A 12,801-nucleotide genomic window follows, 5' to 3' on the forward strand; every position below is an offset into this window, starting at 1 on the left:
GTCACCCGGCAGAGGGTGCGGGATCGTCGGTTGCATCCTCGTTGGAGGGCTTTTCGACCATGGCCTGCTGGTATCGCGTGATCAGGCCGCGCGCCAAGACGGTCGCGCCACTGCTGTGCGGGTTGGACGCCAGGGGCTGAAGCAGGTTGATTGCGGCGTCATACTCGCCGCGTTTCGCGCGCGCCTGGGCGGTGAAGAGCCTCAGCGACGCCGACTGCGGGGCCAGGTCGAGCGCGGCGAGCAGCGTCTCGACATCGTTGTCCGACGGAAAGTCGGGAGACACCTGCCGCGTCTCCGCCAGCAGATAGAGGGTGCGATAGTCGTCCGGCTCAAGAGCGTAGGCCTTGGCCAGATAGCCTCTGGCCTCGCGCACCAGCGTCAACTGGTCCGAGGCGTTGTCCTTGGCGTCGTCCCAGACGGCTTCCCCCATGAGACGCAAGGCGACAGCATCCTCCGGCGCCTCATCCAGACGTGCCGAAAGCAGACGCCTTGCCGCCGCCCTGTCACCCAGGCGAAGTTCCGCACGGGCCAACAACAGAATGGCGAACGGGTCGTCGGGATAGGCGGCGGCCCTGCGGCGAATATCGGCCAACAAGGCGTCGTCCTTGCCGAAGGTCGACGACAGGCGCAGGCCTGACAGGAGGAGATCGCTTTCGGCAGGAGACAGAGAGGCGATCTGCACGTCCGGGCGCGGGAAGTTGTCGCTGGTCGCGACCTGGACACGGAAATTCTGGCGCAGATAATCCCGCTGCACACGTTCCAACCGACCGATCGGCATGCCGACCGCGGCTTCCATAGCCGCGACGGGCTCCTGACCCTGCCGGAGGTTGGCCATATAGGCATAGAACATCCTGAGCCGATCCGGGTCCGATATGAACCAGTGCGCCAGAAGCCAGGACTGGGCGTAGTAGGAGGTTACGGCGTTGGAGTCGGAGAATTCGAACGGCCGGCGCGTCAGCAGCAGATTCATCGGCATCCAGCTGGCGTAGTTCAGCCATTCGCCGCTGTTGCGGTTGACGCCGCCCACCACGACGCGCCGGGATGAGATTTCCGCGTTGGCGAAATACTCCGCATAGCCTTCGACGAACCAGGCCGGAAATCCTCCGGTAAGCGAACCCATCATGAAATGGTGGGCGTATTCGTGCAGTAGAGTGGACTGATCGCGCCGTTCGCGGATTGCCAGTGCGAAAATATCGTCGTCCGTCGCCTGGTAGAATCCGGCGACCCCGTCACGCAGTTCAGGCTCCACCTGTTTCAAGGCGGCCTGGTCGCGCACCAGATAGATGGCGATCCGGCGGGCGGGTTTTCCGGATGGGTCCATCCGGTGCGCCATTCGCATGGCGCTTTCGAACAGCTCCAATTGTAAAGCCGCGTCGCGCAACTGGCCCTGATCGCCATCGCTGTAAACGATGAAGCGCGGCGTTTCCGCCCGCTTCCACTCCGCCTTCGCCGCCGACGCGCCGAGGGCGATAACCATTCCCCAAACCAGCGTGGCGCTCGACGCAAGTCTCTTCACCTTGCATGCTCCCCATTCAACCCCGCGGCAGTCTTGCAGCCTGGAGTGGAGCAGGTCCAGTTCAAACGCCTGTGTCGATCGGTCGATAACCCCTCGCCAAGAGAGGTTATCGGAGTCATGCTCCGGTCGTCGAGAGGATCGGGCCGTTAGAGCCCGACGCCGGCCCAGGGCGGCTTGGACACCCAAGGCGACCTGGTCATAGGGAAGGGAAACGAACGATGGCTGTGATCCATCCTCAGGACCGTGTCGCCCACACACGCCGCGACGGGCGACCGTTGCATCCGGCCGTGGGCCTCATGATCGGTTTCGGCTTCATCATCGCTGTGGCGACGCTGGTTCACGTCGTCTTCAACGGGCTGATGTAGGCAGGCTGCACGCCGCCGGTCAGGCGGCCATGCGGTTCCAGACGGCGCGGTCGGCGGCGACCGCGTTGAGGCGACGTCCCTTGGCCTGAAGCTGGTCCATGACGGCGGCGGGCAGGGCGCAGAAGCGCGGCTCGACCAGGTCGGGATCGCAGGCGGCGGCGGGGGCGGCGAACAGGGCCGCGTTCACGTCCGGGCTGCGGTCGGCGATCAGCCAGGCCAGACGGCGCGCCCGCTCAGGATCGTTGCGGTGCATCAGCGGGTCTTCGGCGAACAGTTCGCAGCCCAGCGCCAGCACATAGTCGAAGTCCAGCCGATCGAACCGACGGGCGTCGGCGGGCGTGACCGGGCAGGCTTCGTCCAGATCGAACACGACGTCGTTCAGAAGAAACAGCATGGGCAATACGCTCGAACGGGCGGACGCGATGTCGTCCGTGGACCCACATTAGGCGCCGGCGCTTGCAGTCCCGTTCACGGACGCGGTTAAGCAATCCTCACCGACGACGGGCCTCACTTGCCCAGCAGCCCGACCATCAGATTGACCGTCAGGGCCAGGATCACGGTGTTGAAGGTGAAGGCCGTCAGGCTGTGGACGCTGGCCAGGCGGCGCAGCTTCCGGTCGGCGATCTGGATATCGGCCGTCTGGGACGCCACGCCGATAATCAGCGAGAAGTGCAGGAAGTCCCAGTAGTCCGGCTCGGTCTCGCCCGGAAAGATCAGACCGCCGTGATCCTGGTCGTCCACGTCGGCGCGATAGAAGGCGTGGGCGTAATGCAGGGCGAAGATCAGCTGGATGAAGGTCCAGGACAGGGCCACCGTCAGCAACGACAACAGCCCGCTGACGATCGGCGAGGCGCCGCCCCGCATCGCCTCGCCGATCACCACGACAATGCTGGCCGACGCCGCCAGCAGGCTGAGGGGCAGGATCAGGCGACCTGTCTGGTCGAGGGCGGCCGCGCGCCGCCGAATGGCGTCGGCTCCCTCGGCGCGCGCCATACGATAAAGGGTGGCCCCGACGAAGACCGCCGCGCCTACGTCCCAACCGATCGCCAACCGGTTCAGTTCGTCGCCGCCGATCGGCGCCAGCGCGGCGATCAGACCGGTCACGACCAGGGCGATGTACAGAGGGGCGTGAAGGGCCAGGGAGCGACGCAGGGACATGACGGCGATCATGACGTCTTCGCGCCCCGTCGCAAGTCTGGACGGCAAGCCTTGTTCACAAAGCGACACGGCTGACGCGACGTGACCCTTGCGGACCGACGCCGCCTTGGCTTAGCTGATCACGCATTGTTACAAGGGCTCGGTTCGGGCCCGGAAAGGCCGCCATGACGACCCATGAAGATCGCGCCGGGCTGAAGGTCGCGGGCGAACTGATCGCCCTGATCGAGCAGGAGGTGCTTGCGGGCCTGGGTCTGGACGCGGCGGGCTTTTGGTCGGGGACGGCGGCGCTGTTCGAACGGTTCGCGCCCCAGAACCGCGCCCTCCTGGCCACGCGCGACCGGCTGCAGGCCCAGATCGACGACTGGCATCGCGCCCGCAAGGGCCAGCCGTATGACGTCGCCGCCTCCACCGCCTTCCTGCGCCAGATCGGCTATCTGGCCGATGAGCCGGCGCCGTTCACGGTCGGCACGACCGGGGTGGACGAAGAGATCGCCCACATGGCCGGGCCGCAACTGGTGGTGCCGGTGCTGAACGCGCGCTTCCTGCTGAACGCCGCCAACGCCCGCTGGGGCAGTCTGTACGATGCGCTCTACGGGACCGATGCGCTGGGCGATCCGCCGACGGGCGCCGGCTATGACGCCGCGCGCGGCGCGCGGGTCGTGGCCAGGGCCAAGGCGTTTCTGGATCAGGCCGCGCCGCTGGCGGACGGATCGCACGCGGATGTGACCGGCTGGTCGGTGATCGACGGCGCCCTGTCGCCGGCCCTGAAGGACCCGTCCCGGTTCGTCGGCTTTTCGGGAGAGGCGGCGGCGCCCACGTCCATCCTGCTGAAGAACAACGGACTGCATATCGAACTGGTGATCGACCGGACCCATCCGGTCGGGCGGGGCGATCCGTCGGGCCTGGCGGACGTGGTGCTGGAATCGGCCCTGTCGACCATCGTCGATCTGGAGGATTCGGTCGCCGCCGTCGACGCCGCCGACAAGGTTGCGGCCTATCGCAACTGGCTGGGGCTGATGAAGGGCGATCTGTCGGCAAGCTTCCAGAAGGGCGGCAAGACCCTGACCCGCGCCCTGGAGCCGGATCGGACCTGGACCGGGCCGGACGGATCGGCGGTGACGTTGAAGGGGCGGTCGCTGCTGTTCGTGCGCAACGTCGGCCATCTGATGACCACGCCGGCCATCCTGTTGCCCGACGGGTCCGAGGCGCCGGAAGGGATCATGGACGCCGTCGTCACCAGCCTGATCGCGCTTTACGACATCAAGGGTCTCGGAGGGTTCGGCAACAGCGCCACGGGGTCGGTCTATATCGTCAAGCCCAAGATGCATGGCCCGGAGGAGGCCGCCTTCACCGATCGGCTGTTCGATGCGGTGGAGGATCTGCTGGGTCTGGCGCGCCACACGATCAAGGTCGGGGTGATGGACGAGGAGCGGCGCACCTCGGCCAATCTGGCGGCCTGCATAGAGGCGGTGAAGGACCGGATCGTCTTCATCAACACCGGCTTTCTGGACCGCACCGGCGACGAGATCCACACCGCCATGCAGGCCGGGCCGGTGGTGCGAAAGGCCGACATCAAGTCCAGCGCCTGGATCGCGGCCTATGAGGCGAGGAACGTCGCCATCGGCCTGGAATGCGGCCTGTCGGGCAAGGCCCAGATCGGCAAGGGGATGTGGGCGGCGCCCGACCGCATGGCCGACATGCTGGAGCAGAAGATCGGCCACCCGAAGACCGGCGCCAACACCGCCTGGACGCCCTCGCCCACGGCGGCGACCCTGCACGCGCTGCATTATCACGCCGTGGACGTCTTCGCGGTGCGCAAGACCGTCGCCGAACAGCCGACGCCGGGGCTGGAGGCCCTGCTGACGCCGCACCTGGCCAACGGGGCCAACTGGTCCGAGGACGAGGTGACGGCCGAGCTGGACAACAACGCCCAGGGATTGCTGGGCTATGTGGTGCGCTGGATCGATCAGGGCGTCGGCTGCTCGAAGGTGCCGGACATCCACGACATCGGCCTGATGGAGGACCGGGCCACCCTGCGGATCAGTTCGCAACACATGGCCAACTGGCTGCTGCACGGCGTCTGCACCGCCGATCAGGTCGAGGCGGCGCTGCTGCGCATGGCGGCCAAGGTGGACGCCCAGAACGCCGGCGATCCGCTGTATCGGCCCATGGCGCCCGATCCCGACGCCAGCCTGGCCTTCCAGTGCGCGCGCGCCCTGGTGTTCGACGGGGTGAACCAGCCCAACGGCTATACCGAGCCGCTGCTGCACGCCTGGCGGCAGAAGGCCAAGGCGGCCTATCCGGCCTGACGACCCGAGGGCGGGGCTGGCGTCGTCTCCGGCGTCTCCTCGTCGTCTTCGGTGGCCATGACGTCGTCGGCGGCGTCGTTGGCGGTGCGGACGCCGCTGTCAGGACCGACGGCGGCGGGCGGCGGCCCCTCGCCATAGCCCAACCGTTTCAGGGCCGCGTCGCCCTCCAGGCCAAAGGCGCTGCGCAGCCGCAGGTCGGTCTGGCTGACCGGCGCCTCTATGCCCGCCGCATCCAGGGCGTCGGCGATCAGCCAGGTATAGGCCGCGTGCATGGCGGCGGGGCGTTTCACCGCCTCGCGCGTCGGCCAGACCACCAGTTCGAACGCCAGCCCCCGATCGCCGAACGCCACCAGCCAGACCTGGCTTTTTCTCGCCTCTGTCTCGGGCAGGGTGAAGGGACTGGCCTGGGCCGCCTTCAGCACGGCGTCGCGCACCGACCCCCGGTCCGATCCATAGGCCACGGTGAAGGGGACGTGAATGCGGCGCGTATCGCCCTTCAGCGTCCAGTTGGTCACGGGCTGTTCGATGAAGCGCGAGTTGGGCACCAGGACATTGACGTTGTCGTTGGTGCGCACGCGGGTGGCGCGGGGACCGATCTCCATGATGGCGCCGCGGATGCCGATGTCCTCGATCTCGATATAGTCGCCGACCGACACCATCCGGTCGAAGATCAGGAACAGGCCCGAGACGAACTCCTTGACCACCCCTTGCAGGCCCAGGCCGACGCCGATGCCCAGGGCGCCGGCGAAGACCGCCAGGGACGACAGGTTCACCCCCGCCGCCGACAGGGCCGACATGACGCCGACGACGATGATGGCGTAACTGGCCAGCCGCTCCAGCAGATAGAGGGCCTGGCGGCTGCGTTCGGCCCGTTCACGCACCCGGCGCAGGGCGCGCGTCACCAGCCAGCTGGCGGCGAAGGCGATCAGAAGGATCACGGCCGCGCTGACCAGCCCGCCGAGGGTCAGCTTCATCCCCGCGACGCGCAGCACCTGAGACTGTTCCAGCGCCGCCAGGTTCAATTTGTCGATGGAAACGGACATGGCTCCCAAGCGTTCGGCCAACGGCCAAGGTTCCAGACGTCCAAGGTCCAGATGCAAAGAAACCCGGCTGCTTTCGCAACCGGGTTTCAGGAAACTGGTGGAGCTTAGCGGAGTCGAACCGCTGACCTCTTGCATGCCATGCAAGCGCTCTACCAACTGAGCTAAAGCCCCGGACCTTGCGGTCTGGATCGCCCGGTTCATCTTGCGATGGCCCCCGGCGAGGCGGCGGAAACTATGTCAGGCCTTTTCTGCGATCAAGCCCGTTTCGACATTTATTTTCACTCCGCTTCCAGGGGTGAAAATCGGAAGCCTTTTCAAGGCGAAAGGGCTACCCGGAAGGCTGAACCTACCGCGCCTCAAGCAGCGCGAAGCGCGATAGGCGCACCCCAAAAAGCATCAGTCGTCGTCGCGCGTCGGCTTGGCGATCTCGTCCTCCAGGGAGTCGTCGTCCTCGTCCTCGATGAAGGGGACGGAGTCGTCGTCATCGTCGGCCAGCAGATCGTCGTCGTCGCCGTCGGTCGAACCCATGCCGGATTCTTCCGAGGCGTCGGCCGGGGAATCGTCGTCGTCGTCCGGAGTCAGGATCGGCTCATGACCTTCCTCGTCGATCTCCGGGGCGCGGACGTCCTCTTCCTCGTCCTCTTCGCCGTCGGCCGACTTGTCCTTGACCTGGTCTTCCGTGTCCTCGTCGTCGGACGGATAGCCGGGACGGGCGCGACGGCTGCGCAGCTTCAGCGCCTCTTCGGGATCGAAGTCCGTGCCGCATTTGGGGCAGTGGGCGGGGCGGCGGTTCAGGTCGTAGAATTTCGCCTGGCAGTTCGGGCAGACCTGTTTGGCGCCCAGTTCGGGATTGGCCACGGTGGGATGCTTTCAACGGGTTGAATTCGGGGCGGTCCCTTGCCACCCCTTAGGGCCGCTGTCAAAAGCCATCTTCACGCGCCGCCCGCGCGCCTGTCCGTCCTCCAGCCTGAAGCGGGCCAAGATGACCTCTCAACTGACCGCCCACCGCTCCGCCCCGCTTGCCGGGACCGTGCGCGCGCCCGGCGACAAATCGATGTCGCACCGCTCGATGATCCTGGGCGGCATGGCGTCCGGCGTGACCACGGTGGAAGGATTGCTGGAGGGCGACGACGTCCTGGCCACCGCCCGCGCGGTCGAGGCGTTCGGCGCCAAGGTCGAGCGGACCGGCGAGGGCGAATGGCGCATCGTCGGCGCGGGCGGGTTCAAGACGCCCTTGTCCGTGATCGACTGCGGCAACGCCGGAACCGGGGTGCGCCTTCTGATGGGGGCGGCGGCGGGTTATCCGCTGACGGCGACCTTCGATGGGGACGCCAGCCTTCGCAAACGGCCGATGAAGCGGGTGACGGGGCCGTTGGCCGACATGGGCGCGCGCTTCGGCTGGCTGGCGGCCGAGGATCGGGTGCCGGTGGCCCTGACCGGCGGGGCGCTGAAGGGGATCGACTATGTGCAGACGGTGGCCTCGGCCCAGATCAAGTCGGCCATCCTGCTGGCGGGGCTGAACGCCGAGGGCGTGACGACCGTGACCGAGCCCGAAAAGAGCCGCGATCACACCGAGCGGATGCTGCGGGCCTTCGGCGCCGAAGTTCTGGTCGAGGATCGGGGCGAGGGCTGGACGATCACCCTGAAGGGGCGTCAGCCGCTGAAGGGCACCCATGTGGCGGTTCCGGGCGATCCGTCTTCGGCCGCCTTCCCGCTGGCGGCGGGCCTGATCACGCCGGGATCGGAGGTGACGGTCGAGGGGGTGATGCTGAACACGCTTCGCACCGGCCTGTTCGACACCTGGATCGAAATGGGCGCCGACCTAACCATCCATAACCGCCGCCAGGCCGGGGGCGAGGACGTCGGCGACATGACCGCCCGCCATTCCCAACTGAAGGGCGTGGTGGTGCCCGAGGATCGCGCCGCCTCGATGATCGACGAATATCCGATCCTGGCGGCGACGGCCGCCTTTGCCGAGGGCGTCACCGTCATGCGCGGCGTCGGCGAAATGCGGGTCAAGGAAAGCGACCGCATCGCCCTGATGGTCAACGGTCTGCGCGCCTGCGGCGTTCAGGTCGAGGAGGAGGCCGAAGGCTTCCTCGTCGCCGGCGGACCCGTGCGTGGCGGGGCCACGGTCGCGACCGCCCACGACCACCGCATCGCCATGAGTCATCTGGTCCTGGGTCTGGCGGCCGAACAGCCTGTGTCGGTGCTGGACCCCGAAATGATCGCCACCAGCTTCCCCGGCTTCGTCGCGATGATGAACGGGCTGGGCGGCCGGATCGCCTGATGCGGATGCGCGAGGCCCTGCGGCGCGGCCTTGCGGTTCTGGCGCTTCTGGTCTGCCTGGGCGGGGCCGCATGGACGGGCTGGATCGTCTGGTCGGGTCTGGCGAGCGGTGCGATCAAGGGCCGGCAGGGCGTGGTCCATCTGCGCGCCGATGGCGATGTCTTCTACTATTCGACTCTGATGTTGAACGCCGTCGCCTCGGTGATCTGGTTGGGACTGGCGGCCTTTGCCGTTCTGGTGCTGGTGCGGTGGAGGGACTGGACGTGAACGGACGGGGCAGGTTCGGCTGGATTGGGGCGCTCGTGGCCCTGGCGGTCGCGGGCCTGATCGGCTGGGGCTGCGTGATCGGCGCGCGCGAGGTGCTGCACGGTCTGGACATAGGGGTGCTGAACAACCGCAAGGGGCCGGACGTCGATCTAGCCCGACGCCCGATGATGTTCTGGAGCCTGATCGTCTTCTATGCGACGGCGATCCTGATCAGCGCGGGCATGGCGATCCTGCTGGCGGGAATCGCCCTGAGGCGGTTGTTCGGACGGGGCGGATGAGGACGGCTTAGGGGCGGCGGCTGGATCGGTGCGACAATCCTCGCTATCTGGTGCGCCCTCCCGCGCCTTCGGGACGACGATTCAACAGGCGCGACCTGCGCTGCGGAGACCTGCTTGACCCTGATCATCGCCGTCGACGGACCGGCCGCCTCTGGCAAGGGGACCATCGCCGCGCGTCTGGCCAAGGCCTACGGCCTGCCGCACCTGGACACGGGGCTGCTGTATCGGGCGGTGGGGCTGAAGGTGCTGCAGGACGGCGGCTCGCTGGACGACGAGGCGGCGGCGACCGCCGCCGCGCGCGGCCTGGACGCGTCGGGCCTTTCGGACGATCCGCGCCTGACCACGGGCGAGGCGGGCGAGGCGGCCAGCCGTGTCGCGGGCTTTCCCGGCGTGCGGGCTGCGCTTCTGGACCTGCAGCAGGCGTTCGCGGCCCAGGCGGGCGGGGCGGTGCTGGACGGGCGCGACATCGGCACTGTCATCGCCCCGGACGCCCCGGCCAAGCTGTTCGTGACCGCCACGCCCGAGGTGCGGGCCACCCGCCGCTGGAAGCAGCTGACGGCGCGCGGGATCGACATTTCCTTCGAGGCGATGCTGGCCGACATCCAGCGGCGCGACGAGCGCGACGCCGGGCGCGGCGCGGCCCCGATGGTCCAGGCCGAAGACGCGGTCTTGCTGGATACGACCGACATGGGTATAGAGGCCGCCTTCGATGCGGCCCGCCGTATCGTCGAGGCGGCGCGCGCGAAACAGGATCTCTGATCCTTCCCTCGCAAATCCAACGCACCCACCCTCGGCTTCCGCGGGCGTTCTGGTCGATCCGGCCTCGCATCTGACGACCGACTACCCTTCCTGACATCCACCGTGCGCGGGGCCATGCGGTCGCGCGCCCTAGCCCCTACAGGACGCTTCTCAGCTCCATGACTGACACCCTCAATCCTACCCGCGACGATTTCGCCGCCCTGCTCGACGAACAACTGTCGGGCCGCGACTTCGGCGAAGGCCAGGTCGTTCACGGCCGCGTCGTCGGCATCGAAAAAGACATCGTCATCATCGACGTCGGTCTGAAGACCGAAGGCCGCATCGCCATGCGCGAATTCGGCCAGGGCGAAGACGCCAAGCTGCCCAAGGTCGGCGACAACGTCGAGGTCTACCTGGAGCGCGTCGAGAACGCCCTGGGCGAAGCCGTCATCAGCCGCGACAAGGCCCGCCGCGAAGAAGCCTGGACCCGTCTGGAAGTCGTGTTTGCCGAAGGTCAGCCGGTCAACGGCGCGATCGTCGGCCGCGTCAAGGGCGGCTTCACCGTCGACCTGGGCGGCGCCTCGGCCTTCCTGCCCGGCAGCCAAGTCGACATCCGTCCGGTCCGCGACGTCGGCCCGCTGATGGGCAAGGAACAGCCCTTCGCCATCCTGAAGATGGACCGTCCGCGCGGCAACATCGTCGTCTCGCGTCGCGCCATCCTGGAAGAAGCCCGCGCCGAACAGCGCACCGAGCTGGTCGGCCAGCTGCAAGAAGGTGAAATCCGCGAAGGCGTGGTCAAGAACATCACCGACTACGGCGCCTTCGTCGACCTGGGCGGCATCGACGGCCTGCTGCACGTCACCGACATGTCGTGGAAGCGCGTCTCGCACCCGTCGCAGGTTCTGGCCGTCGGCGACACCGTCAAGGTCCAGATCGTCAAGATCAACCCGGACACCCAACGCATCTCGCTGGGCATGAAGCAGCTGCAGTCGGACCCGTGGGACGGCGTGGAAGCCAAGTATCCGGTCGGCGCCAAGTACACGGGCCGCATCACCAACATCACCGACTACGGCGCCTTCGTGGAGCTGGAAGCCGGGGTCGAGGGCCTGGTGCACGTCTCGGAAATGTCCTGGACCAAGAAGAACGTCCATCCGGGCAAGATCGTCTCCACCTCTCAGGAAGTGGACGTGGTCGTCCTGGACGTCGACGCCTCCAAGCGCCGCATCTCGCTGGGCCTGAAGCAGGCGCAGGACAATCCGTGGGACGCCTTCGTCGCCAACCACCCGATCGGTTCGACCGTCGAGGGCGAAGTCAAGAACGCCACCGAGTTCGGCCTGTTCATCGGCCTGGACAACGACATCGACGGCATGGTCCACCTGTCCGACCTGGACTGGTCGGTGTCGGGCGAGGAAGCCATCCAGCGCTACCGCAAGGGTGAGATGGTCAAGGCCAAGGTCCTGGACGTCGACGTCGAGAAGGAACGCGTCTCGCTGGGCATCAAGCAGCTGGGCGGCGATCCGATCGGCGAGGGCGACACCTATCGTCGCGGCCAGCAGATCACCGTCACCGTGACGGCGATCGAGTCGGGCGGCATCGAGGTCAAGTTCGGTGAAGACGACGCGCCGGTCACGGCCTTTGTCCGCAAGTCGGACCTGTCGCGCGACCGCAACGAACAACGTCCGGAACGCTTCGCCGTCGGCGACCGCGTCGACGCCATGATCACCGCCGTCGACAAGGCCTCGCGCCGCGTCTCGGTGTCGATCAAGGCCCTGGAAATGAAGGACGAGCAGGAAGCCATCGAACAGTTCGGATCGTCCGATTCGGGCGCCTCGCTGGGCGACATCCTGGGCGCCGCGCTGAAGAACGCCGGCTCCAAGGAGTAAGGCTTCGCCCGCAGGGGCAGGCTGTCGAAGGGCGGCGGGAGACATCCCGCCGCCCTTTTTCTTGCTTCATGGGCGACGAAATGCGCCGCATGGGGGCGTTGCGGTGTCGATGGGGGCTTTTTCATGCGCGCGCCGGGCGTTAGGGTGCCACCTTCCGACGGCGGCGGGCGATGCCCGGCCGGTCGGACGCTGGCAAGGGGGCCTGATGATCAAGTCCGAACTGATCGAGAAACTGGCGGCGGAGAACACGCATCTCACCCACGCCGAGGTCGAGCGGCTGGTGAACGTCATCCTCGGCAAGATGACCGGCGCCCTGGCCGAGGGCGGGCGGGTCGAACTGCGCGGTTTCGGCGCCTTTTCGGTGCGGTCGCGCCCGGCGCGCGCGGGCCGAAATCCCCGCACCGGCGAGACCGTCGAAGTTCCGGCCAAGGCCGTGCCCTTCTTCAAGAGCGGCAAGGAGCTGCGCGAGCGGCTGAACGCCTCGGGCGACGCCTGACGCGAAGCCGCACACACGATACGACACTGGAGAGAGCGTCATGGGTTTGCTGTCGGAATTCCGCGAGTTCGCCGTCAAGGGCAATGTCGTCGACCTGGCCGTCGGCGTGATTATCGGCGGGGCGTTCGGCAAGATCGTCACCAGCCTGGTGGATCAGGTCGTCATGCCGCCCATCGGCTGGCTGATCGGCGGAATCGACTTCGCCGATCTGAAGATCACCCTGCCGGTCAATCCGACCAATCCGAAGGGGGCGCCGGCGGTCATCGAATACGGCGCCTTCATCAATGTGCTGATCCAGTTCGTGATCGTGGCCTTCGTCATCTTCATGATGGTGAAGCTGATCAACAAGCTGCGCCGTCAGCAGGCGGCCGAGCCGGACGCCGCCCCCGCCGCCCCGACCGCAACCGAACAGTTGCTGATCGAGATCCGCGACGAACTGAAGGCCCGACCCTGAGGTCC

14 protein-coding genes and 1 tRNA gene are annotated in these 12,801 nt (G+C 67.2%); 9 read left to right on the forward strand and 6 right to left on the reverse strand.

Translation table 11 applies throughout. The features are described 5' to 3' along the window. Position 1: 1 nt before the first annotated feature. Positions 2 to 1,477, reverse strand: coding sequence for a hypothetical protein (locus ACWPV3_RS05195; protein ID WP_453977100.1), 1,476 nt, complete (start codon positions 1,475 to 1,477; stop codon positions 2 to 4). A 257-nt stretch (positions 1,478 to 1,734) separates the two neighbouring features. On the opposite strand from ACWPV3_RS05195, the gene ACWPV3_RS05200 reads away from it, so the two are divergent. Then, the gene (locus tag ACWPV3_RS05200) at positions 1,735 to 1,881 is read left to right on the forward strand and encodes a hypothetical protein (RefSeq protein ID WP_292086050.1); all 147 of its coding nucleotides are present in this window, start codon (positions 1,735 to 1,737) and stop codon (positions 1,879 to 1,881) included. Between the two features lie 19 nt (positions 1,882 to 1,900). On the opposite strand, the gene ACWPV3_RS05205 is transcribed toward ACWPV3_RS05200, so the two are convergent. Then, a complete protein-coding gene (locus tag ACWPV3_RS05205) occupies positions 1,901 to 2,275 on the reverse strand; it encodes a hypothetical protein (protein ID WP_292086049.1) in 375 nt (124 codons plus the stop codon). A 113-nt stretch (positions 2,276 to 2,388) separates the two neighbouring features. Beyond that, on the reverse strand, positions 2,389 to 3,039 hold the full coding sequence (locus ACWPV3_RS05210) for a DUF1345 domain-containing protein (RefSeq protein WP_292086048.1): 651 nt from the start codon (positions 3,037 to 3,039) through the stop codon (positions 2,389 to 2,391). Positions 3,040 to 3,203: 164 nt separating this feature from the next. Between ACWPV3_RS05210 and ACWPV3_RS05215 the strand changes: the two genes are divergently transcribed. After that, complete coding sequence (locus tag ACWPV3_RS05215) at positions 3,204 to 5,348, forward strand: malate synthase G (protein ID WP_453977101.1); 2,145 nt, start codon at positions 3,204 to 3,206, stop codon at positions 5,346 to 5,348. Here the strand turns inward: ACWPV3_RS05215 and ACWPV3_RS05220 are convergent. The 3 genes from ACWPV3_RS05220 to ACWPV3_RS05230 all read right to left on the reverse strand — a co-directional run bounded on the left by ACWPV3_RS05220 (position 5,336) and on the right by ACWPV3_RS05230 (position 7,249). Further along, on the reverse strand, positions 5,336 to 6,391 hold the full coding sequence (locus ACWPV3_RS05220; protein WP_453977102.1) for a mechanosensitive ion channel family protein: 1,056 nt from the start codon (positions 6,389 to 6,391) through the stop codon (positions 5,336 to 5,338). The genes ACWPV3_RS05215 and ACWPV3_RS05220 overlap by 13 nt on opposite strands. A 95-nt stretch (positions 6,392 to 6,486) precedes the next feature. Next, positions 6,487 to 6,562: transfer RNA gene (locus tag ACWPV3_RS05225), tRNA-Ala, on the reverse strand. 225 nt (positions 6,563 to 6,787) lie between these two features. After that, positions 6,788 to 7,249 (reverse strand): TIGR02300 family protein, encoded by a 462-nt coding sequence (locus tag ACWPV3_RS05230; protein WP_312736000.1) that lies wholly within the window; start codon positions 7,247 to 7,249, stop codon positions 6,788 to 6,790. A 124-nt stretch (positions 7,250 to 7,373) separates the two neighbouring features. On the opposite strand from ACWPV3_RS05230, the gene aroA reads away from it, so the two are divergent. From aroA to mscL, 7 genes are all read left to right on the forward strand, one after another. After that, positions 7,374 to 8,681 (forward strand): 3-phosphoshikimate 1-carboxyvinyltransferase, encoded by a 1,308-nt coding sequence (gene aroA, locus ACWPV3_RS05235; protein WP_453977103.1) that lies wholly within the window; start codon positions 7,374 to 7,376, stop codon positions 8,679 to 8,681. Next, positions 8,681 to 8,947 carry a hypothetical protein gene (locus ACWPV3_RS05240; protein ID WP_453977104.1) on the forward strand — a complete coding sequence of 89 codons (267 nt, stop codon included), beginning with the start codon at positions 8,681 to 8,683 and terminating at the stop codon, positions 8,945 to 8,947. The genes aroA and ACWPV3_RS05240 overlap by 1 nt, the downstream gene beginning before the upstream one ends. Further along, positions 8,944 to 9,225 (forward strand): hypothetical protein, encoded by a 282-nt coding sequence (locus ACWPV3_RS05245; RefSeq protein ID WP_313452703.1) that lies wholly within the window; start codon positions 8,944 to 8,946, stop codon positions 9,223 to 9,225. The genes ACWPV3_RS05240 and ACWPV3_RS05245 overlap by 4 nt, the downstream gene beginning before the upstream one ends. Before the next feature lie 114 nt (positions 9,226 to 9,339). Further along, positions 9,340 to 9,984, forward strand: coding sequence for a (d)CMP kinase (gene cmk, locus ACWPV3_RS05250; RefSeq protein ID WP_453977105.1), 645 nt, complete (start codon positions 9,340 to 9,342; stop codon positions 9,982 to 9,984). Between the two features lie 158 nt (positions 9,985 to 10,142). Then, complete coding sequence (rpsA, locus tag ACWPV3_RS05255) at positions 10,143 to 11,846, forward strand: 30S ribosomal protein S1 (RefSeq protein ID WP_292088059.1); 1,704 nt, start codon at positions 10,143 to 10,145, stop codon at positions 11,844 to 11,846. A 205-nt stretch (positions 11,847 to 12,051) separates the two neighbouring features. Further along, on the forward strand, positions 12,052 to 12,342 hold the full coding sequence (locus ACWPV3_RS05260; RefSeq protein WP_292088056.1) for an integration host factor subunit beta: 291 nt from the start codon (positions 12,052 to 12,054) through the stop codon (positions 12,340 to 12,342). Positions 12,343 to 12,382: 40 nt separating this feature from the next. Next, positions 12,383 to 12,796 carry a large-conductance mechanosensitive channel protein MscL gene (gene mscL / locus ACWPV3_RS05265; protein ID WP_313452706.1) on the forward strand — a complete coding sequence of 138 codons (414 nt, stop codon included), beginning with the start codon at positions 12,383 to 12,385 and terminating at the stop codon, positions 12,794 to 12,796. Positions 12,797 to 12,801: the final 5 nt, after the last annotated feature.

The organism is Brevundimonas sp. Marseille-Q4549, from assembly GCF_976940555.1.